Raw genomic sequence first — 24,965 nt, forward strand, 5'->3', positions numbered from 1 at the left:
AAATAAAAACGGAGAGTGGACTTACGCATTCACCGATATACCGAAAACCGATGCCGCAGGTAAAGAGTACAACTACACGATCAGCGAAGAAGCGGTTAAAGGGTATGAAACAAAAGTAGATGGAACCAATCTAATCAATAGCTATCAAGGGGAAATGACCACCATCAAAGGTACTAAGACATGGGAGGATAACCAAAACCAATACAACACTCGTCCAGATAGTATCACGGTGAACCTTTTACAAAATGGCACGAAAGTCGCTAGTCAAGTAGTGAAAGAAAATAAAAACGGAGAGTGGACCTATACCTTCACTGATGTACCGAAAACCGATGCCACAGGCAAAGCGTACCAATACACAATCAGTGAAGAAGCGGTTAAGGGTTATGAAACAAAAGTAGATGGAATGAACCTGATCAATAGCTATCAAGGGGAAATGACTACCATTAAGGGTACCAAAACTTGGGAAGACGACCAAAATAAATACAATACTCGTCCAGATAGCATTACGGTTAACCTTTTACAAAACGGCACCAAAGTCGCAAGCCAAGATGTTAAAGCCGACGCCAAAGGCAATTGGACTTACGCATTCACTGATGTACCAAAAACCGATGCCGCAGGCAAGGAATACAACTACACGATCCGTGAAGAAGCGGTTAAAGGGTATGAAACAAAAGTAGATGGAATGAACCTGATTAATAGCTATCAAGGAGAAATGACTACCATCTCTGGTGAAAAAATCTGGAAAGATAACAACGATCACTTCCATCTTCGTCCTGAAAAAATTACGATTCAGCTAATGCAAAATGGACAACCGGTAGCTGAAACCTCTACGAGTGCTGAAAGAGATTGGCAATATCAATTTGATCAAGTGCCTCAATATGATGCTGCTGGGAATGAGTACACGTATCAAGTAAAAGAAAAAGAAATCCCAACCGGTTATCAATCAACAGTCAATGGCTTTACAATCATCAATACATTGGAAGAGCCGGCTGTCGATCCAAGTAACCCAGACAATCATTCAGGCGGCTCATCTGGAGCCCAAGATTCAACAACACCTGAACAATCAGGTGCAGGAGATACTGATCCTTCTACCAGTGGATCTAGTGAATCCAGCACGAAAGATTACGGCGACCAATTGACCGAAAAATCGGAAGCTAGCCATTCAAAAGCTGCTAAGCTACCCCAAACAAATGAACGCAAGTCATATGGATTAACGATTCTAGGTATATTGCTCCTTCTTATTGTTGGCTATGCCACTTATCAACGCCGTAAAAAATAAATGATCCTTTGAGGAAAAGCATTTTTGAGATAGATTCAGAAATGTTTTTTCTCAAAGTTTTTTTTTGCCTTTTTTGCTGAATATTTTATAAGGCCAAGTAAAATCTGTTTAAATTTTTGGCTCATTTGCGATGCAGATGGTACACTAGATACAAGGGAGGGATCCTATGCTTTGGCTGATAATAGTACTTATTGGACTAGTTGTAGGGGTATACTACATTTACCGAACGGCAGTCTTGAAAAAAAGTGTACGTTATTTTGTTTCTGCTCTGATCATGCGCAATAACCACTGGTATGAAAAAGAAGGCAGAAAAAAACTTGTTCCTTCAGGACAGCGAACGCAAAAAGCACCTTCAACTTTTTGGCAAGAAGGGTCCGAATGTACCCACACTTCAACGGATGATGTGCTTCTGCATGCACGGGTCTTTGATCAGTGTGCCAAAACATGGGTGATCTGTCTTCATGGCTACCGCAGTTCTGGACAAGTGGATTGCCAAGAAGCGGCAGAACGCTTTTGGCAAGCAGGACACAATGTCTTGGTACCCGATCTTCGGGGGCATGGGCAAAGCGAGGGGCTTCAAATCGGTTTAGGGTGGCTGGATCGTTTAGATTTGATTCTTTGGATCGAAAAATTGGTTGAAAAAGATGCCCAATGCCAGATTTTTTTGTACGGACAGGGAATGGGTGCTGCGACACTGCTCTTAGCTAGCGGAGAAGTCATGCCGATCCAAGTCCGCGGCTTGATTGCAGACAGCAGCTACACCTCGATCTATAGTCTGATTCGGGCAAACTTGCCGCGACTCTCAGGGATGCCCGTCAAACGTTTTTTGCGAATGGCGAATCGTTACAGTAAACATTTGGTAGGCTATCCATTTCTACAAATTTCGGTGACGCGTCAACTTGGCAGTAACCATTTACCGGTTTTATTTTTACATGGTTCTGAGGATCCATTTGTTTCAGCTGAGGAAACCGATACATTGATGGAAGCAACTGCTGGAGTAAAAAAACGGGTGATCTTCCCTAACATGGGGCATTTGCAAGCAGTCAGTGAAAGCCCAGATTACTGGCCAACGGTTCTGCAATTTATTCAAGAAATAGAACAGAATCATAGTTAGTTGATCTAAATAGAAAGGAATGAGGAAAAATGGAAATCAAAGAAGAAAACAAGCGGTTTGCATTGTATGATGAGGGCAATGAAATTGGTGAAATCACCTGGCAAGAAACACCAGACAATGTTTTGGAGGTTGATCATACATTTGTGGACAGCAACTATCGTGGTCAAAAATTAGCACAAAAATTGCTAGAGGCGGTTGTAGAAAAAGCGCGTCGGGAAGACCGAAAAATCATGCCCGTCTGCTCATTTGCTGTCAAAGCATTTAAAGAAAATCCAGACTACGATGATGTATTAGCCCGTTAATCCATCATAGAAAAAAATGGCTAACAGTCATGAAGAAGCGCTGCTCTGTTTTCTTCCTGACTGTTATCTTTTTTTGGCCAATTTTGAGATAAATTTTAAGAAGAAAGAAAACAGCAATTGCTCCCAGCAAAATGTACTGGAAAAAATCTCTCAAATGTGCTAGAGTGAGAAGGACGATTCTAGCAAGCGAGGAGGAGCTATCGTGTACAATATATTACTAGCAGCAGTGATTGTGGTTTCTGTAATCATGGTTATTACGATTATGATGCAGCCAAGCAAACAAAATAGTGCTGCCAGCGCGTTTACTGGGGGAGCAGATCAATTGTTCGGTAAACAAAAAGCCCGTGGATTTGAAGCAGTAATGCAACGTTCAACTGCCATTTTAGGCTTTGTATGGATGGTCTTGCTATTTCTTTTGGCCTATTTGTCATCAAAATAATTGGATGAAATTTGAAACCTCTCGGTTGCGAGGGGTTTTTTCTTTGCAAAAAAGCTTATGAACGCATTTATCGTTGAATTCATCGAACTATGGTAGAATTGGACGTGAGGTGAAACGAAGAAATGAAGAATTTTAACCAACCAAAACCAGTGTTTGCTCCTCATGGAGATCGGGCTGTGATTTTGTTCCATGCGTATTCTGGAAGTCCTAATGATGTGCGAATGCTTTGTCGATTTTTAGAGCAAAAAGAGTATACTGTGTATACACCGATGTTTTCTGGACATGGAACAACAAATCCTGAAGATATTTTGAACCAAAGCCTTCATCAATGGCGAGCAGATGCCAAAGCAGCGATTGAATTTTTGAAAGAAAAAGGCTACCAAAAAATTACGGTATTGGGCTTGTCAATGGGAGGAATCTTTGCCATGAACAGTTTGACGCAAGCTGAACCTGCGCTAATCGGTGGGGGGCTGTTCTGCTCACCGCTTTTTGAAACCAAAAATGATGTGCCGCGAAATTTTGAGAAATATGCAGAAATGATTCTGCAATACTCGACGTACTCATCAGAGGAACAACAGCTAATTTTAGCCCATGTCCCACAACAAGTAAGAGCGCAATTGAAGGAAATAGAAGCGATTGGGCAAGAAACAGCAGCACATCTTGGCCAAATCACTGTTCCTGTATTTCTGGCACAAGCTGGAAAAGATCAGATGATCGATCCACAGACGGTTTTTCGCACCGCCGCAGGGTTGTCCCATGTGCCCTACACACTACAGTGGTATCCCCTTAGTGGTCATGTAGTGACTGTCGGCCCAGAACGAAAAAAATTAGAACAAGATGTTTGGGCTTTTTTGGAAAGCCTCGCTTGGGAAGGGTAAAAAATGAAAGAAACGATAAAAACAAAGATCATTCAATTCATGGAAACAAGCAATAAAAAAAGCTTTTCCATGGAAGAAATTGCCGAAGGCTTGCAACTGCAAAAAAGTGAGGACTTTAAAAATCTCGTTCAGACAGTAGCTGCTATGGAGCGGGAAGGGAGCATTCTCTTCAATAAGAAAGGCAAAGTCAAATTGCCGATGCAGCGCGTTTTGGTCGAAGGGATTTTCCGGGGGAACGAACGGGGATTTGGATTCGTCAGTATCGATGAAGAAGAAGAGGATATCTACATTCCAAAAGAAGCCACAGGTTATGCGATGGATGGCGATACGGTCGCCATCGATATCCTTCAAGCGGCAGATCCTTTTTCGGATAAAGGTGCAGAGGGGAAAGTCGTTGAGATTCGGAAACGGGCGGTCACTCAAATTGTCGGCGAGTTTACCCTTTTTGAGGAAGAAGAGATTCAAGAAACTGATTTATACGGTGTCGTTCAGCCAAAAGATAAAAAAATGAACGATTTAAAAGTCTTTGTCGGAGCCGAAGGGATTCGTCCCGTGGATGGCAGTATCGTGATCGTAGAGATCACTCACTATCCGGAGAAAGGCTATTCTAAAAGTTTGGAAGGCTTAGTCAAAAAAGTGGTAGGTCACAAAAATGATCCAGGAATGGATATTTTGTCGATCGTCGTCGCCAATGGCATTCCGACAAAATTTGAAGAAGCAACATTGGCAGAAGCAGATGCTGTACCAGATGCCATCGATCCAGCTCAATTTCCTGACCGTCGTGACTTGCGGGAACAATTGATCGTCACGATCGATGGAGCCGATGCGAAAGACCTGGATGATGCGGTTACGGTTCGCAAATTAGCGAACGGCAACTTTTTCTTAGGGGTCCATATTGCGGATGTTTCTTATTACGTAACAGAAAACAGTGCTCTCGACAAAGAAGCCTTTGAGCGGGGCACCAGTGTCTATCTGACTGACCGTGTGATACCGATGATCCCACAGCGACTTTCTAATGGCATCTGTTCACTGAATCCTCATGTTCCGCGGTTGACCATGAGTTGTGAAATGGAGATTGATCCTTCTGGTAAAGTGATCAAGCATGAAATTTTTCAAAGCATCATTCAAACAACCGAACGAATGACCTATCAAGCAGTAAATGACATCTTGGAAGAACAAGAGCCAGAAACAATGGCGCGTTATGCGTCTCTTGTTCCGATGTTTCAGGAAATGGCGGAACTGCATCAAATCTTAGAGACGATGCGTGTCCGACGGGGAGCTGTTTCCTTTGAAGATCGCGAAGCCAAAGTATTGGTGGACGAGGCAGGTCATCCGCAAGACATCCTGCTTCGCTCACGAGGAGTCGGCGAGCGATTGATCGAATCCTTTATGCTGGCTGCAAATGAAACAGTGGCAGAGCATTTCAACAAACGGCATTTGCCATTTATCTATCGGATCCATGAAGAACCTAAAGAAGAAAAAATGCGGCGTTTCTTTGACTTTGCCTCTGCATTAGGAATTGTTGTCAAGCAGACAAAAGGGTCCATCACCCCGAAAGATCTGCAAAAAGTCGTGGAAGATGTCGCGGACAAGCCAGAAGCAATGGTGGTCAATACCATGTTGCTGCGTAGTATGCAACAAGCCAAGTATTCGGAAGACAATTACGGGCATTATGGATTGGCCGCAGACTACTATACCCATTTCACTTCACCGATCCGTCGTTATCCGGATTTGATCGTTCATCGGCTGATCCGTTCCTACAGCGAAGATGCGTCAGAAAGCATGCAAGACAAATGGAAGCAGCAGTTGCCAGATATTGCTTTACACAGCTCACAAATGGAAAGACGGGCAGTTGAAGCAGAACGTGAAGTAGATGCCCTTAAAAAAACTGAATTTATGGCCGATAAAGTAGCAGAGGAGTTTGACGGGATTATTAGCTCAGTGGTGAAATTCGGACTTTTTGTGGAACTACCGAATACCATCGAAGGGTTGATTCATATCACTGCACTGAAGCAAGATTACTTCCACTACTTAGAAAATCATTTGGCATTAGTAGGGGAACGCACCGGACAAACCTTCAAAATTGGGCAAAAAGTTCGCATCAAAGTGATCAAAGCGGATCCAGAGACCCGCGAGATTGATTTTGAATTGATTGAAGCAGAAGAAGTTGTGAAACTCCAACAACCTAAAAATAAGCAAAACAATCAAAATAAGCAGCGGAGACAAACCTCAGATCGGCAGAAAAAAGATAAGTCGTTTGGGAAATCACCGCGCAAAAAGAAAAGTGGACATTCAAAAAAGAAACCTTTCTATAAAGGAATCAAGAAAAAATAGGAGGGATGACCATTGCCTAAAGGAGAGGGCAGATTGATTGCCCAAAATAAAAAAGCACGTCATGATTACACGATCCTTGATACGATCGAAGCAGGAATCGTTCTGCAAGGCACGGAAATCAAATCGATCCGCAATAGTCGGATCAACTTGAAAGACGGGTTCGTTCGTATTCGAAATGGTGAAGCGTATTTATACAATGTGCATATTAGTCCTTATGAACAAGGAAACATCTTTAACCATGATCCTTTGCGGACAAGAAAACTGTTATTGCATAAAAAGCAGATTGCTCGATTGATCGGTGAAAGCAAAAATACAGGAATGACGATCGTTCCTTTGAAAGTCTATATCAAAGATGGGTATGCCAAAGTTTTGATTGGTTTAGCCAAAGGAAAACGTGAATATGACAAGCGTGAAACACTAAAACGTAAAGATCAAGAACGGCAAATTGACCGTGCTCTTAGAAAATTTTAATTTTCTGAGAAGCTTTTTAGAATTGCTTAAAGTGTATTGCTTTGAGATTAGAGTTTATTTTGGTAGCATTTAAGGCAAAGGTACTGTTGTACCAAGCTTTTTATGGAATTACATGATAAGGTTTCAAGACAGTTTTATCGGAGATTTCGGCAGAAAAACTTTTTTGTCTAATTTTCTTGAAAATACTTTGAAATTTTCTTGTCGTGGTGGTATGATACCGATTGTTATGAGAGATAAAGCATTGTAACACCAGAATTTTCTGGAGATGGCAGGAAAAGAGGTGAGAAAGATTGCATGAAAAGTCGCTTATGTTTCATATTGGTCCGATTTGGTTTGATGGAACGGTAGCAATGATGACAATCATTTCTTGTGTTATTGTTTTTTTATTAGTTTTTATTTGTACGCGAAATCTACAAATGAAACCGAAAGGAAAACAAAATTTTATTGAATGGGTCATTGATTTTGTACGAGGTATCGTAGCAGACAATGTGCCAGGATCGCAAGTAAACAATTTTCATTTACTGGGTGTAACAATGTTTCTTTTTGTTTTTGTGGCAAACGAAATTGGGTTGGTCACAAAAATTGTCACTGCAGACGATGTATCGTTGTGGAAAAGCCCAACAGCAGATCCCTTTGTTACACTTACGTTGGCATTAATGATGATTGCACTGACACACTTTTTTGGTGTCAAAACGTTAGGATTTAAAGGATACCTTGTGAATTCCTATTTGAAACCCGTAGGATTTTTATTACCAATTAAATTAATTGAGGAATTTACAAATGTGATTACATTAGGTTTACGTCTTTACGGAAATATCTATGCCGGAGAAGTTTTGCTAGGTTTGATAGCGAACATGTTCACAAGTCTAGGTTGGTGGTCATTGCCTATCGCGATGCCACTTGAAATGATATGGATTGGCTTCTCATTGTTTATAGGCGCCATCCAAGCCTATGTATTTGTCACATTGACCATGGTATTTATGAGCCACAAAATTGTGGCGGAACACTAATCAAAACAAACACTTTTAGGAGGAAAAACAATATGAATTTCATCGGAGCAGGATTAGCAATTATCGGAGCAGCAATTGGTGCAGGTTATGGTAACGGACAAGTAATCGCCAAAACGATCGAATCAATGGCGCGTCAACCTGAAATGTCAGGTCAATTACGTTCAACAATGTTTATCGGGGTAGCGCTAGTCGAAGCTGTGCCTATTTTGGGGGTAGTTATCGCGTTGCTATTAGTCTTCCAAGGCTAAACGTGAAAAAGGCAGAAACGAACAATGCACTCGTTTTTGCTTTTTTAAATGAGAGAATTACTTTCAGAAAGGAAGAGTCGTTATGCTAAATCAATTGGTTGTAGCAGAAGTTAAAGACGCTATGCTGGGCAATATTATTCTTGTCAGCGGCTCAATTCTTCTTTTGCTATTCTTGTTGAAACACTTTGCATGGGATGCCATTAGCAGCATGATGCAAAAACGGGAAGAAAAAATCGCCAATGATTTGGATTCAGCGGAACAATCCCGCTTGAATGCAGCTAAGCTGGAAAAAGAACGCCAAGAAAAATTGGCCAATTCCCATTCAGAAGCTGCGGAGATCATCAAAAGCGCCAAAGACAGCGGAGAATTGAGTCGCCAAAATATTTTGAACGAGACCAAAGAAGAAGTTTCTCGTTTGAAAGAAAAAGCTCACTCAGACATCACGCTTGAAAAAGAAGCTGCGTTAAAAGAAGTCAAAGATGATGTAGCAGATCTTTCACTTCAAATCGCAGAAAAAATCTTAGGACGTGAATTGACTCCCGAAAATCATGAGTCTTTGATCAATCAATATATCGAAGGATTAGGTTCAGCAAATGAAACTCGATAAATATACAGTAGGTAAACGCTACGGCAAAGCATTGTTCGAATTGGCGATGGAAGAACAACAAACCGAAGACGTTTATCATAAACTGATGACATTACGTCAAATTTATCAAGAGATTCCGATGTTTGGCCAAATCGTGACCGATAATCGTTTAGATCTTCATGAAAAAAGAAAACTTGTTGATCAGTTATTCAATAACTTTGATGGATTAGTCAAAAATTTTCTTGAAATCGTCTATGAATACAATCGAATGGATGACTTGTTACTGATTATTGATGAATATGAACGTCGTTATGACGAACAGCAAGGATTAGTCAGTGGCACTGTGACGACAGCAGTCGCATTGTCATCAAATCAAAAAGAACAATTGTCGAAACAAATCGCACAGACGCTCGGCTACCAGAAAGCAGTGCTTTCAGAAAAAATTGATCCGGCTATTTTAGGCGGAGTCATTGTGGAAGCCAACCATCAAGTGATCGACGGTAGTATTAAGAGCCAACTGGATTATCTGCGACAAAAGATCGGCAGATAAACAAGAGATAAGAGGTGAATCGGATGGCCATCAAAGCAGAAGAAATAAGTGCCTTGATCAAAGAGCAAATTAAAAATTATCAAAATGAACTTTCTGTAGAAGAAATTGGAACAGTCACATACGTAGGGGATGGGATCGCCCGGGCTCACGGATTAGAAAATGCGATGAGTGGAGAATTACTTGAGTTTTCAAATGGTTCTTACGGTATGGCTCAAAACTTGGAATCCAACGATGTAGGGATCATCATCCTAGGTGATTTTGAATCCATTCGTGAAGGTGACAAAGTAAAACGTACTGGTAAAATCATGGAAGTTCCTGTAGGAGATGCCTTGATTGGACGGGTAGTTAACCCGCTAGGACAACCAATCGATGGGTTAGGTCCAATCGATACAGATAAAACTCGTCCAGTAGAAGCAGCTGCACCTGGTGTTATGCAACGTAAATCCGTTTCAGAACCAATGCAAACTGGATTGAAAGCCATTGATGCGTTAGTACCAATCGGTCGTGGCCAACGTGAATTGGTCATTGGCGACCGGAAAACAGGGAAGACAACCATCGCAATCGATACGATCATCAACCAAAAAGGTCAAAATATGATTTGTATCTATGTAGCAATTGGTCAAAAAGATTCCACTGTTCGTGCACAAGTTGAAACATTGCGTCGTTATGGCGCGCTGGACTATACGATCGTCGTATCAGCCGGAGCTTCTCAACCTGCACCACTATTATATATCGCCCCTTATGCTGGAGCAGCAATGGGTGAAGAATTCATGTATAACGGCAAACATGTGTTGATCGTTTTTGATGACTTATCAAAACAAGCTGTTGCTTACCGTGAACTTTCTTTACTTCTTCGTCGTCCGCCAGGTCGTGAAGCCTATCCAGGGGACGTATTCTACTTGCATTCTCGTTTATTGGAACGGGCAGCAAAACTAAGTGATGAATTAGGCGGCGGTTCAATGACTGCCTTGCCATTTGTTGAAACCCAAGCAGGAGATATCTCCGCGTATATTCCAACCAACGTGATCTCTATCACAGATGGACAAATTTTCTTAGAAAATGATCTGTTTTATTCTGGTATCCGTCCTGCCGTAGCTGCTGGACTTTCCGTTTCTCGGGTTGGGGGTTCTGCGCAAATCAAAGCGATGAAGAAAGTCGCTGGAACGTTGCGTTTGGACTTAGCAAGTTATCGCGAACTAGAAGCCTTCACACAATTCGGTTCTGACTTGGATGCTGCGACACAAGCGAAATTAAATCGTGGTCGTCGAACAGTAGAAATTTTGAAACAAAAATTGCATGAACCGTTAGCAGTGGAAAAACAAGTCGTTATCTTGTATGCATTGACCCACGGCTTCTTGGACAGTGTACCAGTGAATAAAATACTGGACTTTGAATCAGAATTATTCGAATATATCGATGCAAACCAAGCCGATATCTTTGAAACGATCCGTACAACGAAAGATTTACCAGAAGAAAGCTTATTAGATGACACAATCAAAGCATTCAAAGATATTTTCATGGCTGCAAATACATCACGTGTTTCAGCTCAAGACAAAATGTCATCAATGCAAAATGCATAAAAGAGGTGAGAAGAAATGGCTGCTTCATTAAATGAGATCAAGCAACGAATTGCCTCAACAAAGAAAACCAGTCAGATCACAAACGCCATGCAAATGGTTTCGGCTGCTAAATTGACTAAATCAGAAGCACACTCAAAACAATTTCAAGTCTATGCAACGAAAGTGCGTGAGATCGTTACTCACCTTACTGCGCAACAACTCTCAGATCTTGCAGCTGCTGGACCTAAAGAGGGCGTCAATTACAACAGTATGCTCGTCAGTCGTCCTGTAAAGCGCACTGGCTATATCGTCATTACTTCAGATGGCGGTTTAGTTGGTGGCTACAACAGCTCGATCTTGAAACAAATGATGACGATGCTAGATGAAGATCATAAAAACGAAGATGAATACGTGATGATCGCCATCGGTGCGACAGGAGCAGATTTCTTTAAAACACGAGGAATCAAGTTGGCCTATGAGTTAAGAAATCTTTCCGATCAGCCAAGTTTTGACGAAGTGCGTAAAATTGTTACCTTAGCTACAACGATGTATCAAAATGAAGTATTTGATGAACTATACGTTTGTTATAACCATCACATCAATTCGTTGACGAGCCAATTTCGCGTGGAAAAAATGTTGCCTATCTCAGATTTGGATCCAGAAGAAGCTGAAAGCTATGAACAAGAGTATTTGTTTGAGCCTTCAAGAGAAGCGATTTTGGATCAGTTGTTGCCGCAATATGCTGAAAGCTTGATTTATGGTGCCATTGTCGATGCCAAAACAGCAGAGCATGCTGCTGGAATGACCGCGATGAAGACGGCAACAGATAATGCCAAAAATATTATTGGGGATTTGACGATTTCTTATAACCGGGCGCGTCAAGGAGCAATCACCCAAGAAATTACTGAAATTGTTGCGGGGGCATCCGCGTTAGAATAATTTCGAGAACGAATGGAGGAATACGAATGAGTTCAGGCAAGATTGTTCAAGTCATTGGTCCCGTTGTCGACGTGGAATTCTCTCTAGACCAATCCTTACCAGATATCAACAATGCGTTGATCGTTTACAAAAAAGATGAGAAAAAAACAAAAGTAGTGTTGGAAGCCGCTTTAGAACTAGGTGATGGTGTGATCCGTACCATCGCGATGGAATCTACAGATGGTTTGCAACGTGGAATGGAAGTCATCGATACAGGTTCCTCAATTTCTGTCCCTGTAGGAACAGATACTCTAGGACGTGTGTTTAACGTATTAGGGGATACGATCGACTTGGAAGCACCATTTCCAGAAGATGCCACACGCAGCGGCATTCATAAAAAAGCCCCAGATTTTGATGAATTATCTACAAGTACAGAAATCCTTGAAACAGGGATCAAAGTTATCGACTTATTAGCCCCTTATTTAAAAGGTGGGAAAGTCGGCTTGTTCGGTGGTGCCGGTGTTGGTAAAACCGTATTGATCCAAGAATTGATTCATAACATCGCCCAAGAACACGGTGGTATCTCAGTGTTTACTGGTGTTGGTGAACGGACCCGTGAAGGGAACGACTTGTATTATGAAATGAAAGAATCAGGCGTTATCGAAAAAACAGCCATGGTTTTCGGTCAAATGAATGAACCACCTGGTGCCCGGATGCGGGTTGCTTTGACTGGTTTGACGATTGCTGAATATTTCCGTGACGTTGAAGGACAAGACGTGCTCTTGTTTATCGATAATATCTTCCGTTTCACACAAGCAGGTTCAGAAGTATCTGCCTTGTTAGGCCGGATGCCATCAGCCGTTGGTTATCAACCAACCTTAGCAACTGAAATGGGTCAATTACAAGAACGGATCACCTCTACGAAAAAAGGTTCCGTTACATCGATCCAAGCCATCTACGTACCAGCCGATGACTATACTGACCCAGCGCCAGCTACAGCATTTGCCCATTTGGATGCAACAACAAACTTGGAACGTAAATTAACAGAACAAGGGATTTATCCAGCGGTAGATCCATTGGCTTCTTCATCAAGTGCATTAGCTCCTGAAATCGTAGGAGAGAAGCACTACGAAGTGGCAACTGAAGTACAGCATGCATTGCAACGTTACCGTGAATTGCAAGATATCATTGCAATTTTGGGGATGGATGAATTGTCAGATGAAGAAAAGACTCTCGTAGCGCGTGCGCGTCGTATCCAATTCTTCTTATCACAAAACTTCCACGTGGCAGAACAATTTACGGGTCAACCAGGTTCTTATGTGCCGGTTGAAGAAACCATCAAAGGATTTGCAGAAATCTTAGAAGGTAAATACGATGATCTTCCTGAAGAAGCTTTCCGTAGTGTTGGACGAATCGAAGATGTCATTGAAAAAGCAAAATCACTAGGCTATTAATAAGCAACCATAGAGAAAGAGGGGAACCTCATGGATCAATTTTTAACGGTTAATGTGGTGACACCTGCTGGCTTGGTATATGAACACCATGCCAAAATCGTGGTTGCACGAACGACAGATGGAGAAATCGGGATCTTACCGCAACACGCGCCGATCATTGTGCCTTTGGCAATCGATGAAGTTCGAGTGAAACGGATCGATTCCGATACGCACGTCGACTGGGTCGCTGTCAATGGCGGAATCATGGAAGTACGGGACAATGTCGTCTCAATCGTAGCCGATAGTGCTGAACGTGATCGTGATATCGATGTTTCTCGGGCTGAACGAGCAAAACAGCGTGCCGAAAGGCAAATCGAAGAAGCAAAACAGGTAGAAGATATCGACCAATTACGTCGTGCAACCGTCGCGTTGCATCGTGCAATCAACCGAATCAATGTGTCAAAACATTCCTAAGCGAAGACCAGTGGTCTTTGCTTTTTTTATTGAAAAAACCCTTTAAAGTCTTTTTAAAGTCTTCCATTGAAATTTTCAAGAAAGAATATTTTGGCTCTATTGAATTTTGTGGTATGATAGTAACGTTCAGATGTGAAAAGGAGAAGTGAGAATGCAAGTTTATGGAGTAGATGCGATTATCCGCATCATCAGTCATTTAGCATTTATCTATTTAGCGTTTTGGGCGTTGCAGTCTTTGCGGATCGATGCTTTTTTTAAAGCCTTACAAACGACGCAAATACGGATGGTCATGGTCTTTTTAGCGATTGCTTTAGGCTATACTGCCAGCACTTTTTTCCTTGAACTGATTGCGTTATGTCGTAATTTATTTTTAATAGGATTATAAGAATTTCAATAATACATGCAGGACAATGGATAGTATGCTATAATTGTCAAGATTTTGTGTATGATTCAACTGCATTATTTGGAGGGGACAAAATGGAAGAGATTATCGTTCAAGGTGGTAATCGTTTAATTGGAACTGTCAAGGTCGAAGGTGCAAAGAACGCCGTTTTACCTATTTTAGCAGCAAGTTTATTAGCAGAAGAAGGAACGACGACATTAGAGAATGTGCCGATCCTATCTGATGTTTTGACAATGAATGAAGTGATCCGCCATTTAAATGTCGAGATTGCTTTTGATCAATCAAACAATACCATTACAATGGATGCTTCTCGGGAATTAGCTATTGAAGCGCCATATGAATATGTAAGTCAAATGCGTGCGTCAATCGTTGTTATGGGACCTTTATTAGCTAGAAATGGTCATGCAAAAGTTGCTATGCCTGGAGGCTGTGCCATCGGCAAACGACCAATCGATCTGCATCTTAAGGGATTCCAAGCATTGGGAGCAGAAATTATTCAAAAAGATGGCTACATAGAAGCAATCGCTAGTGAGCTAAAAGGAAACACCATTTACCTTGATTTTCCAAGTGTAGGTGCGACGCAAAATATTATGATGGCAGCAGTCAAAGCAAAAGGAATGACGATCATCGAAAACGTTGCTCGTGAGCCTGAGATCGTTGACTTAGCCAATATTTTAAATAAGATGGGCGCCAAAGTCTTTGGTGCAGGAACTGAAACGATGCGTATCGAAGGTGTCGATCATTTACATGCGGTTTCTCACGCCATCGTACAAGATCGCATCGAAGCAGGTACCTTCATGGTAGCTGCTGCAATGACAGAAGGCGATGTGATCATCAAAGATGCTATTTCGGAACACAATCGTCCATTGATTTCAAAATTAACGGAAATGGGTGCCAAAATCACTGAAGTTCCAGAAGGCATTCGAGTAGTTGGACCTAAAACCATCAAAGCAACGGATGTAAAAACGATGCCTCATCCAGGTTTCCCAACCGATATGCAAGCGCAAATGACGGCGATCCAAATGTTGGCTGATGGTACGAGTATCGTAAACGAAACGGTTTTTGAAAATCGTTTCCAACACTTGGAAGAAATGCGTCGGATGAATGGTCATGTCAAGATCGATGGAAATATTGCAGTGATCGAAGGTGGCCATGAATTACAAGGCGCGTTGGTTTATGCAACGGATCTACGAGCGGCCGCTGCCTTGATTTTATTAGGATTGCGTTCAAATGGGCTGACTCGTGTCCGCAATTTGAAGTATCTAGATCGCGGCTATTATAAGTTCCACGAAAAATTGCAACAGCTAGGTGCTTCTGTTGAACGGGTGACAACCGCTGAAAAAACAGCACCAGTAACCGTCTAATGAGGAGATGCGACCTTGAAGCTTAATCGATATATTTTAACTAGTTTGGTAAAAATTTTGTTGGTTATCTTATTGGCGATCCTGCTCTTTATTGCCGGGACTATGATCGGCTATGGCATCATTGGGGATGGAATGCCGTTAAAAGTATTCTCGCCTCAGCTATGGAACCATATTTTGGACTTCATGAAGTAAATAATTTTGAAACTAGAATGAAGCGCATTGCTTTGTTCTAGTTTTTTTCCATCTATTAAATGAGAGAGGAGTACATGATGTGAGCAAGTTTTTGATTGGTTTTGTTCGGCTATACCAACGATTCATCTCGCCGTTGTTCCCCCCAAGATGCCGCTATTATCCTACCTGTTCGTCGTATATGATTCAGGCGATTCAAGTTCATGGGGCGGGAAAAGGAAGTTTAATGGGTATTTCACGAATTTTACGCTGTCATCCTTTTGTGCCAGGGGGACTGGACTATGTTCCTCAGCGCTTTACATTAAAGCGCAACACTCAGGATCGGGAGCAGCCTGTTTATCACTATCGTAAAAAGTAGTGTGCCATAGTGAAACCAGTAGTAACTAAAGAAAGGAAGACATGGGATGATCCGTAAGATATCTTCAGAAGAACCGTTGCCATGGCCACTCTTATTAGATGCTGATCCAGAAAAAGAAGTAGTAGACCGATACATAGAAACCAGTGAGATCCTTGTTTATGAAAAAGAACAGCAGGTCGTAGGTGTCATCGTTTTTCAACTGCAAACTGCCGGATGGGAGATCATGAATGTTGCTGTGGCACCTAACCTGCAAAATCAAGGGATCGGTGCTTGTTTACTGACCGCGGCACTAGGAGAGATTGCCGCAACCAAAAACCAAGCCCCCCTTCCTGTAACTATCAAAACCGGCAATCTTCCTTCCGCAGCCTTAACACTTTATAAGAAAATGGGTTTTGTGGAAAAAAGAGTAGTTAAAAACTATTTTGTCGACCATTACAAGGAACCCATTTATGAGGACGGCATTCTACTTACTGATCAAGTGATTTTAGAGAAAATCCTATAGAGTCCAAGCGAGGGTATGCCCTGTTTATTTGGGAGAGACGATGTGATACAACCGACAACTCCTTCTTTGAAGCCAAGTGTTTCAAAGGAGGTTTTTTGTTGCCTTGTTTTTTGCAAAAAAATCAGAAATCGCTTTCTTAACCTAGAAAAGTACAGTAAAATAAAAGAGGTATAGACAACTGAGAATGGGAAAGGGATGTTGAGATGGCAATCTTAGTATTTGATATGGGCGGTTCAGCCGTGAAGTATGGCTTATGGCATGAAGAACAGTTAACGGATAAAGGACAATTTGCTACGCCTGCTACATGGCAGGAAATGAAAGAAGAACTCAAAGCCGTTCGTGAGTCGATCGAAAAACCACTTGAAGGAGTCGGCATCAGTGCGCCTGGTGCGGTAAATGTGGCACAACAGCAGATCAATGGCATCAGTGCCATTCCTTATATTCATGGGTTCAATATTTTTGCCGAATTAGAAGCACTGTTTCAATTGCCCGTTACGATCGAGAATGATGCCAATTGTGCAGGAATGGCAGAATTTTATCAAGGGGCTGGAAAAGAATTTAATACCGCTGCATTTATCGTCATCGGTACCGGCGTCGGCGGTGCGCTCTTCCAGCAAGGAAAACTAATCAAAGGGGCACATCTTTATGGTGGTGAATTCGGCTTGATGGTCCTTGATAAAGGAAAGTCATTTTCGCAACTAGGCACAGCGGTCCAAATGGCTTGGCGTTATTGCGATCGCATCGGCGTTGACCGCAAAACCATTAGTGGCGAGGAAGTTTTCCGGCGAGCAGATGAAGGAGACATCATTGCCAAGGAAGAAGTAGATAAGTTTTATCGTTATTTGTCAGAAGGCTTATTTAGTATTCAGTTTGCTTTTGATCCGGAAGTCTTGATTATCGGCGGAGGGGTCAGTGCCAAAGAAGGTCTTTTGTCAGAAATCAATCAACGAATGAAAAAAATGTTAGCAGCACAAGACTTAAATGATTTTGTTCCGCAAATCAAGCTTTGTGATTATCGGAATGACGCGAATTTAGTCGGCGCAGCGGCTAATTTTACGGCACAACTTTGAATAGATCAGTAAATGATTTAATTACGGGAAGGTTGTAACAGAAGTATCAACAAAAAGAATGGATCCCAACGCAATTGTCTAGCAATCCAGCCGATTTTCCATGGAGGAATAGGCGCTTGGAGCGTGGAGACACTTTCGGAGCTATCGGTTTGTTGAAACGCTTTTGTTAGAGCCTTTTTGTCTGCAATCGATTACAGTGACAATGATGAAAATAGTGATTTTACCTGCCTTTTTTTGTTAAATATCTGAATAAAGAAAATATTCTGATAATTTATTGACTTTTTCCGTAATATTCAGTATATTTGATAACATATCCACGGGAGTAGGGGAGGAATAATGATGAAAAAGAAATTTGCATTTTTATTTGCTAGTTTATTTTTATTGTCAGCGTGTAGTGCTGGACCAACAGGAGGTTCCACTAACGGCAGCGGTTCTGCCAGCGGCGGCAATAAACAAGAAGGTGATACAATCAAAATCGGTGTCAATTTGGAATTGTCTGGCGCAGTAGCTGCTTATGGGACTGCCGAAAAAGAAGGGATCGATTTGGCGGTCAAAGAAATCAATGAGAATGGTGGTATCTTAGGAAAACAAGTAGAGATCGTTTCAAAAGATAACAAATCTGACAATAATGAGGCAGCCACCGTGGCAGCCAATTTAACGACTAATGATAAAGTAGTAGCGATTATCGGGCCAGCAACTTCTGGCGCAACCAAAGCTGCGTTACCTAATGTCACCAAAGCACAAGTTCCGTTAGTCACTCCGTCTGGCACGGATGATGCCATCACTGTCAATGGTGACAAAGTTCAAGAATTTGCTTTCCGTTCTTGTTTCCAAGATAGCTTCCAAGGAACGATTTTAGCGAAATATGCGGCGGATAACTTGGATGCGAAAAAAGCGATTATCTTAGGCGATAATTCCAGCGACTATGCAATTGGTCTTTCAGAAGCCTTTAAAGGCAGCTACAGCGGCGATATTGTCATGGAAGAGAATTTCACGGAAGGCGACAAAGATTTTCAGGCTGTGTTGACAAAAATCAAAAATGCGGACTTCGATGTGTTGTTCATTCCTGGCTATTACACGGAAGCTGGCTTGATCATTAAGCAAGCCCGAGAATTGGGCATCGATCAACCCATCATTGGGGCAGATGGCTTTGGCGATGAAAAGATGGTTCAAACAGCAGGTGCGGAAAATGTCTCAGATGTTTACTACACAGGCCACTTTTCAACCAAAGCTCCAGCAAACGACAAAGTAGAACCATTTGTTGAAGCGTTCAAAGCAAAATACAGCAAAGAACCTTCCGCATTTAATGCATTGGCTTACGATGCAGTCTATATGATCAAACAAGCCATTGAAGATCAAGATTCAGCTGACTCGACGGCGATTGCGAAAGGGTTGTCCGCTTTGAAGGACTTCCAAGGGGTGACAGGAGAGATCACTATGGATAAAAATCACAATCCAGAAAAATCAGCAGTGGTATTGGGACTGACAGAAGGCAAAGAAACGTCAGCAGATACAGTAAATCCTTAAACATAGGAAGTAGGAACTGGGACGAAGTCAAAGGTAAACGAACAAAATGATGAACGATAGGCGAAACAGTCGTATATCTGTGATCACATCTCTGGCAGATACTCATTTAACTCGTATTACTGACTTCTGTCGCAGTTCTTTTTTTAGATAAGCAGCAAGAATTTAACGGTATTGGAAGTGAAAACATGGAGATGATGATCCAACAACTAATCAATGGGTTATTTCTAGGAAGTATCTATGCCTTGTTGGCATTAGGCTACACAATGGTTTACGGCATCATTAAATTGATCAACTTTGCCCATGGTGAAGTGTATATGATCGGTAGTTTTATTGGGTATTTTTTGATCAATCAGTGGCACATGGGCTTTTTTCCGGCATTGTTCATCTCGATGATCGCTAGTGCAGCTTTAGGCGTAACAATCGAGTTTCTTGCTTATCGTCCCCTCCGAAATTCTACCAGAATCTCGGCTTTGATCACGGCCATTGGTGTATCCTATTTATTGCAAAATGTTATGATTTTTTTCTTTTCACCAGATGTGCGGCCTTTTCCGCAAGCCATTGCCCGCAAAACTTACAGTATCGGTTTTGTCGAGGTAAGTAACATTCAATTATTGATTTTAGCAGTCTCACTGGTATTGATGATTCTTTTACAGTTGATCGTCAAGAAAACCCGAATGGGGAAAGCCATGCGAGCTGTTAGCGTGGATGCAGATGCTGCCCGTTTGATGGGGATCAATGTCAATCGAACGATTTCCTTCACTTTTGCTCTTGGTTCGGCCTTGGCAGCTGCAGGCGGGATGCTGATTGGGTTGTACTACAATTCGATCGATCCTTCGATGGGGGTTGTCCCGGGACTAAAATCTTTTGTTGCGGCGGTATTAGGTGGGATAGGCATTATTCCTGGGGCAGCGTTAGGCGGCTTCGTGATTGGCTTGATCGAGACCGTAGCCACAGCATTAGGGTTTTCTGATTATAAAGATGCTTTAGTGTATGTCATTTTAATAATTATATTGTTGGTCCGCCCAGCAGGAATATTAGGCAAAAACCTGAAAGAGAAAGTGTAGGTGTCAGTGATGAAAAAGAATTTGAAATATAACATTGCTTGGTTAGCACTCGCCGCTGTTATCTACTTCGGTTTGTTTGCAGCTTATAACGGCGGACTGATCAATTTATTTTCAGACGCGATCATCGTCAATATCGGAATCAACATTATTTTAGCGGTAGGGCTGAACTTGATTATTGGTTTTTCCGGGCAATTTTCTTTAGGCCATGCAGGGTTTATGGCGATTGGCGCTTACGCCGGTGCCATTTTATCTGCCAATAACCCTACATTTGGCGGTTTTCTTTCGGGGCTGATCGTCGGAATGTTTGTTTCCGGACTGATTGCACTAGTTGTCGGAATCCCCACATTGCGTTTGAAAGGAGACTACTTGGCGATTGCAACGTTAGGTGTTTCGGAGATCATTCGAATCCTGTTAGTCAATTTACGAGGATTGACGAATGGACCTGCAGGGATATTCGGTTTACCGCAATTCAGCAATTGGCAAATCGTCTTTCTCTTTGCTGTTGGCTCCATCTTGGTGGTCTCTAATTTTATCCATAGTGGTCCAGGACGAGCAACACTGGCAGTCCGAGAAGATGAGATCGCTGCTGAAGCCATGGGGGTCAATACCACGAAATACAAAGTGATTGCTTTTGTGATGGGGGCTGTCATGGCAAGTATCGCTGGGACATTGTATGCAAGCTATCAACAGTCGGTATTCCCGAAAGATTATGGCTTCATGAAATCCATCGATGTCTTGATCATCGTTGTGTTTGGCGGGATCGGTAGTACGACTGGAGCGGTGGTTTCAGCGGTGGTTTTAGGTGTATTGAATATGTACTTACAAGGCTTCTCAGATTTGCGCATGATCATTTATGCACTGGCATTGATCGCTATCATGATTTTCAAGCCAAGTGGCCTTTTAGGAACTTGGGAATTTTCTGTGAAGCGCATCGTTGATAAATTCACTAAAAAGGGGGATGACACAAATGCCTCTATTGGAAGTTAAAAAGCTGACCAAAAATTTTGGCGGGTTGGCAGCAGTTTCCCATGTTGATTTATATTTAGAAACCAATGAACTGGTTGGACTGATCGGTCCAAACGGCGCAGGAAAAACGACGCTTTTCAATTTGCTGACAGGGGTCTATGAGCCAAGCGCAGGCGATGTTCTTTTGGAGGACCAAGGACAATCCAAACGATTGAATGGCGAAAAGCCTTATCATATCGCAGCAATGGGCTTATCCCGTACGTTCCAAAATATTCGCTTGTTCAAAGATCTTACCGTGATGGACAACGTTCTGATTGCCATGAACAGCAAACAAAAAGAAGGCTTTTTTACGAGCGTGTTGCGTTTGCCGAAGTTTTATCACAAAGAAGCTGTGATGAAAGAGAAAGTCATGGAACTCTTGCGCATCTTTGAATTAGAAAATAAAAGCCAGACGCTGGCAAAAAATCTGCCTTATGGGGAACAACGGCGGTTGGAGATCGTTCGGGCATTGGCTACCGAACCAAAGATCCTTTTTCTCGATGAACCGGCTGCCGGAATGAATCCGCAGGAAACAGCCGAATTGACTAAATTGATCTATCGTATCCAAAAAGACTTCCAGCTGACAATCTTATTGATCGAACATGATATGAGTTTGGTCATGGAGGTCTGTGAACGTATCTATGTACTGGAATATGGGCAAGTCATTGCTCATGGCAAGCCAGAAGAAATCAAAAATGATCCGCGCGTGATCGAAGCTTATTTAGGAGGGGAACTCTGATGCTGCGTATTGAAAATTTAAGTGTTCATTACGGCATGATCCAAGCCGTTCATGATGTTTCCTTTGAAGTCCATCAAGGAGAGATCGTCTCGTTGATCGGTGCCAATGGCGCAGGGAAAACGACGATTCTGCGGACGATTTCCGGTCTGATCCGACCTTCTAAAGGCTCGATTCTCTTTGAAGGAAAACCGATTCAGAAAGAAGCCCCTCAAAAAATCGTCGCCAATGGACTATCACAAGTACCTGAAGGACGGCATGTTTTTCCGGGGCTCTCCGTTCAAGAAAACCTTGAGATGGGCGCTTTTTTGCGGAAAGATAACCAAGTCAAAGAAGATTATCAGCAAGTCTTCGCCAAATTTCCTGTCTTGAAGGAGAGGTTGAGTCAAGATGCCTCTACTTTATCTGGTGGAGAACAGCAAATGTTGGCAATGGGACGGGCGCTGATGTCCAAGCCGCGGTTGCTGTTACTCGATGAGCCGTCGATGGGCTTAGCCCCAATATTCATTAAAGAAATTTTTTCCATCATTCAAGAAATCAAACAGCAAGGGACAACGGTTCTATTGATTGAACAAAATGCCAAAATGGCTTTGTCCATTGCTGACCGCGGGTATGTTTTGGAGACCGGCAAAATCGTCTTGCAAGGCAGCGGACAAGAGTTATTGGACAGTGATGAAGTCAAGAAAGCCTATCTTGGCGGTTAATCGTATACAACAAGGAGGATGAAAAAATGAGCGTACGTGATTTTATGACGAAAAATGTGATCACTGTTCATTCAGAGATGCCGATATTCGATGCGATCGATTTGATGAAAACCCATGACATCCATCGATTGCCGGTAGTTGATCAGCAACGGTTAGTGGGTCTGATTACAGAAGGAACGATTGCGGAAGCAATGCCTTCAAAAGCCACAAGCCTAAGTGTCTATGAAATGAATTATTTATTGAACAAAACAACTGTAGCAGATAGTATGCTGAGGGAAGTCACCACCATCGAACCCGAAGCATTGCTGGAAGATGCGATTGCGGTTATGCGCAAAGAAAATGTCGGGGTGCTGCCGGTTATTGCAGATGACCAGCTAGTAGGGATCATCACGAATAATGATATCTTCGATGCTTTCTTGAAGATCACCGGATATTATGAAGGGGGCACTAGAGTTGCACTGGAGATTCTTGATGACCATAGCGGTGTCCTAGCGGAGATCACGCAGCTACTGGCAGAGCATCAATTAAGTATTTTAACGATCGTGGTCAATCGTATGGCTTTGAAAACCATCGTAGAGATCCAAGTCGAATCCAGACAAGTAGCGGAAATCGAGAAGATTTTTGCTCAGGCAGGTTATACGGTGCTGAGTGCTGTCCTGACCAATCAGAAATAATGGAAAAAATCATGCGCGCTTAATCAGTGTCGGCATGATTTTTTTGTCCTGAAGGAGTGACTTGATTTCCTTTTGCTTTATCGTGTTTTCTGGTAAAATAAACAAGGTATCTGAAAGAGGTGAAGTACGATGTCGAAAAAAAATAAAGATATTGAAGTTCGAGTGGAAGAAACGGTTAAAGTGATCCAAGGAAAAGAATACCAAGTCCACCAACTCGTTTTAGGAAAAAAAGTGATTGGCGAAATTCTTGTATCTGGTCCGAAAGAATTCCAAAGCTTTCTAGGGGAAGAAGATTTAGGGGCAAGTCGGAGTTTGGATGCGGCAATCGAAACGATTTTGCGCCAGTGGAACTTACATGAATAATTTCTTAAAAAAAATATCATTTTGCTCTTGCAATTTGTTATATTTTTAGGTATTATAACTGAGTCAGGTTTTTTAAAAGCCGTTTGGAGGAGTAGCGAAGTGGCTAAACGCGACGGACTGTAAATCCGTTCCTTCGGGTTCAGTGGTTCGAATCCACTCTCCTCCACCATTGGGGTATAGCCAAGCGGTAAGGCAACGGACTTTGACTCCGTCATGCGTTGGTTCGAATCCAGCTACCCCAGTCAGTGAATAATCAAGAAAAGTCAGCAAGCATCTCTTGCTGGCTTTTTCGTTATTTATAGACATCTTTTAAGGGTTAAAAGTTGAAGAATTTTTTTATTTACGATAGGCTATAGGTAAAGAACTCAGGAGATGAGAAAATGAAATTTAAACTGAATTTAAAAGAAAAAGTCACCGAAGCAGCGGAACATGTGTATGATGTCGTTAAACGGGAAGATTACGCCATTCATATTGCACCAAAAGGGATCAAAGTCACACAATTACGCAAAACAAAAGACACGATCAAATGGCGCTCAAAAAACCACTGATCGTAAAAAGGTATTGAATCAAACAGCTCAATAACAAATAAACCGGACCAGAGTTATCATCCGTTTCACGCTTTCCTGATTTCCGAGAGGAAGAGTAAGGTGAAGCAACTCTGATTCGGTTTTTTTGTTTGCACGAAATGCTAGCCTTCAATTTCAATTCCTAGAACGGTCAGATGTCCATTCGCAACTAATTTAATGACGAGTTTTGCTAATTGATTCGGTGTCATTTGGCTATCAGCAGTTAACCACCAGTGTAATGTACCGACGAAAATCGACGTCATGTATTCAATAACGAAATCCAGTGGTACTTCGATTGAGCTTTCCGTAATTTTTAATTTTGCAAAAATATGGTCGTATTGTTCATAGAGAATCTCCGCGATTCGTTGACGGACTAATTCGATGGCAGCACCATCCATGATCGTTAGATAGAAGAAACGATTGTCTTGGATATGCTGATAGATTTTTGTCATGGCATATTCGACTTGTTTGATCTTGATCCGATTCCCTTGGACCATATCCTCAAGGGATAAAATCGCGGTAAAGGAGTCGATGGCCATATCAAAAATTTTTTCATAGAGATCCTGTTTATCCTTGTAATGGGCATAGAATGTTGCACGATTGATCATGGCTTCATCTGCGATATCTTGAACAGTGACCTGATCGAAGCCTTTCTTCTCGACTAAGCGAATAAAGGCTTCAATGATGTGTTTATTCGTACGTTGCACCCGTAAGTCAACCTTTTTCATTGTGAACTTCCTCTCATTTTAAGCGACACTTTTTGCTTTCCTGTTGCTTATCCCACATATCGGGTGAATCTGTTTGTTGAATTATCAAGTAATTATTTTTAAAATAGACATAAGTAG

The 24,965-nt window shown here is 42.0% G+C and carries 30 protein-coding genes and 2 tRNA genes; 31 read left to right on the plus strand and 1 reads right to left on the minus strand.

Annotation, left to right across the window (positions count from 1 at the left end; all coding sequences use genetic code 11):
• From Q0A12_RS09205 to Q0A12_RS09355, 31 genes are all read left to right on the plus strand, one after another.
• Positions 1-1,279 (plus strand): Cna B-type domain-containing protein (locus tag Q0A12_RS09205; protein WP_291292355.1); only part of this gene is annotated, 1,279 nt, incomplete at its 5' end.
• 166 nt (positions 1,280-1,445) lie between these two features.
• Entirely contained in the window at positions 1,446-2,393 is a 948-nt protein-coding gene (locus Q0A12_RS09210; protein WP_291292356.1) for an alpha/beta fold hydrolase, read from the plus strand.
• A 29-nt stretch (positions 2,394-2,422) separates the two neighbouring features.
• Positions 2,423-2,695, plus strand: coding sequence for a GNAT family N-acetyltransferase (locus Q0A12_RS09215; protein WP_291292357.1), 273 nt, complete (start codon positions 2,423-2,425; stop codon positions 2,693-2,695).
• 202 nt (positions 2,696-2,897) lie between these two features.
• Entirely contained in the window at positions 2,898-3,134 is a 237-nt protein-coding gene (gene secG / locus Q0A12_RS09220) for a preprotein translocase subunit SecG (RefSeq protein ID WP_291292358.1), read from the plus strand.
• 122 nt (positions 3,135-3,256) lie between these two features.
• Complete coding sequence (locus Q0A12_RS09225) at positions 3,257-4,012, plus strand: alpha/beta fold hydrolase (protein WP_291292359.1); 756 nt, start codon at positions 3,257-3,259, stop codon at positions 4,010-4,012.
• Positions 4,013-4,015: 3 nt separating this feature from the next.
• Positions 4,016-6,346 (plus strand): ribonuclease R, encoded by a 2,331-nt coding sequence (rnr, locus tag Q0A12_RS09230; RefSeq protein ID WP_291292360.1) that lies wholly within the window; start codon positions 4,016-4,018, stop codon positions 6,344-6,346.
• A gap of 12 nt (positions 6,347-6,358) precedes the next feature.
• The gene (gene smpB / locus Q0A12_RS09235) at positions 6,359-6,817 is read left to right on the plus strand and encodes an SsrA-binding protein SmpB (RefSeq protein WP_291292361.1); all 459 of its coding nucleotides are present in this window, start codon (positions 6,359-6,361) and stop codon (positions 6,815-6,817) included.
• 290 nt (positions 6,818-7,107) lie between these two features.
• A complete protein-coding gene (gene atpB, locus Q0A12_RS09240; RefSeq protein WP_291292362.1) occupies positions 7,108-7,827 on the plus strand; it encodes a F0F1 ATP synthase subunit A in 720 nt (239 codons plus the stop codon).
• A 32-nt stretch (positions 7,828-7,859) separates the two neighbouring features.
• The gene (gene atpE / locus Q0A12_RS09245; RefSeq protein WP_003127584.1) at positions 7,860-8,075 is read left to right on the plus strand and encodes an ATP synthase F0 subunit C; all 216 of its coding nucleotides are present in this window, start codon (positions 7,860-7,862) and stop codon (positions 8,073-8,075) included.
• An 82-nt stretch (positions 8,076-8,157) separates the two neighbouring features.
• Entirely contained in the window at positions 8,158-8,682 is a 525-nt protein-coding gene (gene atpF, locus Q0A12_RS09250) for a F0F1 ATP synthase subunit B (protein WP_291292363.1), read from the plus strand.
• Entirely contained in the window at positions 8,669-9,211 is a 543-nt protein-coding gene (gene atpH, locus Q0A12_RS09255) for an ATP synthase F1 subunit delta (RefSeq protein WP_291292364.1), read from the plus strand. Before atpF ends, atpH begins: the two co-directional genes overlap by 14 nt.
• Positions 9,212-9,234: 23 nt before the next feature.
• Positions 9,235-10,791, plus strand: coding sequence for a F0F1 ATP synthase subunit alpha (gene atpA, locus Q0A12_RS09260; protein ID WP_291292365.1), 1,557 nt, complete (start codon positions 9,235-9,237; stop codon positions 10,789-10,791).
• 15 nt (positions 10,792-10,806) lie between these two features.
• Complete coding sequence (locus Q0A12_RS09265) at positions 10,807-11,709, plus strand: F0F1 ATP synthase subunit gamma (protein ID WP_291292366.1); 903 nt, start codon at positions 10,807-10,809, stop codon at positions 11,707-11,709.
• Positions 11,710-11,735: 26 nt separating this feature from the next.
• A complete protein-coding gene (atpD, locus tag Q0A12_RS09270) occupies positions 11,736-13,142 on the plus strand; it encodes a F0F1 ATP synthase subunit beta (protein WP_291292367.1) in 1,407 nt (468 codons plus the stop codon).
• Positions 13,143-13,172: 30 nt separating this feature from the next.
• Positions 13,173-13,595, plus strand: coding sequence for a F0F1 ATP synthase subunit epsilon (locus Q0A12_RS09275; protein ID WP_291292368.1), 423 nt, complete (start codon positions 13,173-13,175; stop codon positions 13,593-13,595).
• A gap of 151 nt (positions 13,596-13,746) precedes the next feature.
• Positions 13,747-13,980, plus strand: coding sequence for a DUF1146 family protein (locus Q0A12_RS09280; protein WP_291292369.1), 234 nt, complete (start codon positions 13,747-13,749; stop codon positions 13,978-13,980).
• Positions 13,981-14,072: 92 nt separating this feature from the next.
• Entirely contained in the window at positions 14,073-15,362 is a 1,290-nt protein-coding gene (gene murA, locus Q0A12_RS09285) for a UDP-N-acetylglucosamine 1-carboxyvinyltransferase (RefSeq protein WP_291292370.1), read from the plus strand.
• Positions 15,363-15,377: 15 nt separating this feature from the next.
• Positions 15,378-15,554 carry a DNA-directed RNA polymerase subunit beta gene (locus Q0A12_RS09290; RefSeq protein WP_291292371.1) on the plus strand — a complete coding sequence of 59 codons (177 nt, stop codon included), beginning with the start codon at positions 15,378-15,380 and terminating at the stop codon, positions 15,552-15,554.
• 79 nt (positions 15,555-15,633) lie between these two features.
• Positions 15,634-15,909: a membrane protein insertion efficiency factor YidD gene (yidD, locus tag Q0A12_RS09295; protein ID WP_291292372.1), complete on the plus strand. Its 276-nt coding sequence runs from the start codon at positions 15,634-15,636 to the stop codon at positions 15,907-15,909.
• A gap of 46 nt (positions 15,910-15,955) precedes the next feature.
• Entirely contained in the window at positions 15,956-16,411 is a 456-nt protein-coding gene (locus Q0A12_RS09300; RefSeq protein WP_291292373.1) for a GNAT family N-acetyltransferase, read from the plus strand.
• Positions 16,412-16,614: 203 nt separating this feature from the next.
• Positions 16,615-17,481 (plus strand): ROK family protein, encoded by an 867-nt coding sequence (locus tag Q0A12_RS09305; protein WP_291292374.1) that lies wholly within the window; start codon positions 16,615-16,617, stop codon positions 17,479-17,481.
• A gap of 339 nt (positions 17,482-17,820) precedes the next feature.
• Positions 17,821-19,008, plus strand: coding sequence for an ABC transporter substrate-binding protein (locus Q0A12_RS09310; RefSeq protein ID WP_291292375.1), 1,188 nt, complete (start codon positions 17,821-17,823; stop codon positions 19,006-19,008).
• Between the two features lie 185 nt (positions 19,009-19,193).
• Positions 19,194-20,072, plus strand: a complete 879-nt coding sequence (locus Q0A12_RS09315; RefSeq protein WP_291292376.1) for a branched-chain amino acid ABC transporter permease — start codon at positions 19,194-19,196, stop codon at positions 20,070-20,072.
• Between the two features lie 9 nt (positions 20,073-20,081).
• Positions 20,082-21,059 (plus strand): branched-chain amino acid ABC transporter permease, encoded by a 978-nt coding sequence (locus Q0A12_RS09320; protein WP_291292377.1) that lies wholly within the window; start codon positions 20,082-20,084, stop codon positions 21,057-21,059.
• Positions 21,040-21,816, plus strand: coding sequence for an ABC transporter ATP-binding protein (locus tag Q0A12_RS09325; RefSeq protein ID WP_291292378.1), 777 nt, complete (start codon positions 21,040-21,042; stop codon positions 21,814-21,816). Before Q0A12_RS09320 ends, Q0A12_RS09325 begins: the two co-directional genes overlap by 20 nt.
• The gene (locus tag Q0A12_RS09330) at positions 21,816-22,517 is read left to right on the plus strand and encodes an ABC transporter ATP-binding protein (protein ID WP_291292379.1); all 702 of its coding nucleotides are present in this window, start codon (positions 21,816-21,818) and stop codon (positions 22,515-22,517) included. Before Q0A12_RS09325 ends, Q0A12_RS09330 begins: the two co-directional genes overlap by 1 nt.
• 26 nt (positions 22,518-22,543) lie before the next feature.
• Positions 22,544-23,191 (plus strand): CBS and ACT domain-containing protein, encoded by a 648-nt coding sequence (locus tag Q0A12_RS09335; RefSeq protein WP_291292380.1) that lies wholly within the window; start codon positions 22,544-22,546, stop codon positions 23,189-23,191.
• 129 nt (positions 23,192-23,320) lie between these two features.
• Positions 23,321-23,554: a DUF2969 domain-containing protein gene (locus Q0A12_RS09340; protein ID WP_291292381.1), complete on the plus strand. Its 234-nt coding sequence runs from the start codon at positions 23,321-23,323 to the stop codon at positions 23,552-23,554.
• Between the two features lie 85 nt (positions 23,555-23,639).
• Positions 23,640-23,723: transfer RNA gene (locus tag Q0A12_RS09345), tRNA-Tyr, on the plus strand.
• Between the two features lies 1 nt (position 23,724).
• Positions 23,725-23,796: transfer RNA gene (locus tag Q0A12_RS09350), tRNA-Gln, on the plus strand.
• Positions 23,797-23,934: 138 nt separating this feature from the next.
• Positions 23,935-24,102 (plus strand): hypothetical protein, encoded by a 168-nt coding sequence (locus tag Q0A12_RS09355; protein ID WP_291292382.1) that lies wholly within the window; start codon positions 23,935-23,937, stop codon positions 24,100-24,102.
• A gap of 140 nt (positions 24,103-24,242) precedes the next feature.
• On the opposite strand, the gene Q0A12_RS09360 is transcribed toward Q0A12_RS09355, so the two are convergent.
• The gene (locus tag Q0A12_RS09360; protein ID WP_291292383.1) at positions 24,243-24,848 is read right to left on the minus strand and encodes a TetR/AcrR family transcriptional regulator; all 606 of its coding nucleotides are present in this window, start codon (positions 24,846-24,848) and stop codon (positions 24,243-24,245) included.
• Positions 24,849-24,965 lie beyond the last annotated feature (117 nt).

It is taken from the genome of Enterococcus sp. (assembly GCF_022711995.1).
Taxonomy (GTDB): domain Bacteria; phylum Bacillota; class Bacilli; order Lactobacillales; family Enterococcaceae; genus Enterococcus_D.

What these genes read in the sequence shown, in the direction of transcription:
- atpH (WP_291292364.1), top strand. Translation starts at nt 8,669, where the DNA reads ATGAAACTCGATAAATATACAGTAGGTAAACGCTACGGCAAAGCATTG.
- Q0A12_RS09210 (WP_291292356.1), top strand. Translation starts at nt 1,446, where the DNA reads ATGCTTTGGCTGATAATAGTACTTATTGGACTAGTTGTAGGGGTATAC.
- rnr (WP_291292360.1), top strand. Translation starts at nt 4,016, where the DNA reads ATGAAAGAAACGATAAAAACAAAGATCATTCAATTCATGGAAACAAGC.
- Q0A12_RS09335 (WP_291292380.1), top strand. Translation starts at nt 22,544, where the DNA reads ATGAGCGTACGTGATTTTATGACGAAAAATGTGATCACTGTTCATTCA.
- Q0A12_RS09305 (WP_291292374.1), top strand. Translation starts at nt 16,615, where the DNA reads ATGGCAATCTTAGTATTTGATATGGGCGGTTCAGCCGTGAAGTATGGC.
- Q0A12_RS09280 (WP_291292369.1), top strand. Translation starts at nt 13,747, where the DNA reads ATGCAAGTTTATGGAGTAGATGCGATTATCCGCATCATCAGTCATTTA.
- atpF (WP_291292363.1), top strand. Translation starts at nt 8,158, where the DNA reads ATGCTAAATCAATTGGTTGTAGCAGAAGTTAAAGACGCTATGCTGGGC.
- murA (WP_291292370.1), top strand. Translation starts at nt 14,073, where the DNA reads ATGGAAGAGATTATCGTTCAAGGTGGTAATCGTTTAATTGGAACTGTC.
- Q0A12_RS09315 (WP_291292376.1), top strand. Translation starts at nt 19,194, where the DNA reads ATGGAGATGATGATCCAACAACTAATCAATGGGTTATTTCTAGGAAGT.
- Q0A12_RS09300 (WP_291292373.1), top strand. Translation starts at nt 15,956, where the DNA reads ATGATCCGTAAGATATCTTCAGAAGAACCGTTGCCATGGCCACTCTTA.
- Q0A12_RS09360 (WP_291292383.1), bottom strand. Translation starts at nt 24,848, where the DNA reads ATGAAAAAGGTTGACTTACGGGTGCAACGTACGAATAAACACATCATT.
- Q0A12_RS09310 (WP_291292375.1), top strand. Translation starts at nt 17,821, where the DNA reads ATGAAAAAGAAATTTGCATTTTTATTTGCTAGTTTATTTTTATTGTCA.
- Q0A12_RS09275 (WP_291292368.1), top strand. Translation starts at nt 13,173, where the DNA reads ATGGATCAATTTTTAACGGTTAATGTGGTGACACCTGCTGGCTTGGTA.
- atpD (WP_291292367.1), top strand. Translation starts at nt 11,736, where the DNA reads ATGAGTTCAGGCAAGATTGTTCAAGTCATTGGTCCCGTTGTCGACGTG.
- Q0A12_RS09265 (WP_291292366.1), top strand. Translation starts at nt 10,807, where the DNA reads ATGGCTGCTTCATTAAATGAGATCAAGCAACGAATTGCCTCAACAAAG.
- atpE (WP_003127584.1), top strand. Translation starts at nt 7,860, where the DNA reads ATGAATTTCATCGGAGCAGGATTAGCAATTATCGGAGCAGCAATTGGT.
- Q0A12_RS09215 (WP_291292357.1), top strand. Translation starts at nt 2,423, where the DNA reads ATGGAAATCAAAGAAGAAAACAAGCGGTTTGCATTGTATGATGAGGGC.
- atpA (WP_291292365.1), top strand. Translation starts at nt 9,235, where the DNA reads ATGGCCATCAAAGCAGAAGAAATAAGTGCCTTGATCAAAGAGCAAATT.
- Q0A12_RS09325 (WP_291292378.1), top strand. Translation starts at nt 21,040, where the DNA reads ATGCCTCTATTGGAAGTTAAAAAGCTGACCAAAAATTTTGGCGGGTTG.
- Q0A12_RS09320 (WP_291292377.1), top strand. Translation starts at nt 20,082, where the DNA reads ATGAAAAAGAATTTGAAATATAACATTGCTTGGTTAGCACTCGCCGCT.
- Q0A12_RS09355 (WP_291292382.1), top strand. Translation starts at nt 23,935, where the DNA reads ATGAAATTTAAACTGAATTTAAAAGAAAAAGTCACCGAAGCAGCGGAA.
- Q0A12_RS09340 (WP_291292381.1), top strand. Translation starts at nt 23,321, where the DNA reads ATGTCGAAAAAAAATAAAGATATTGAAGTTCGAGTGGAAGAAACGGTT.
- Q0A12_RS09225 (WP_291292359.1), top strand. Translation starts at nt 3,257, where the DNA reads ATGAAGAATTTTAACCAACCAAAACCAGTGTTTGCTCCTCATGGAGAT.
- Q0A12_RS09330 (WP_291292379.1), top strand. Translation starts at nt 21,816, where the DNA reads ATGCTGCGTATTGAAAATTTAAGTGTTCATTACGGCATGATCCAAGCC.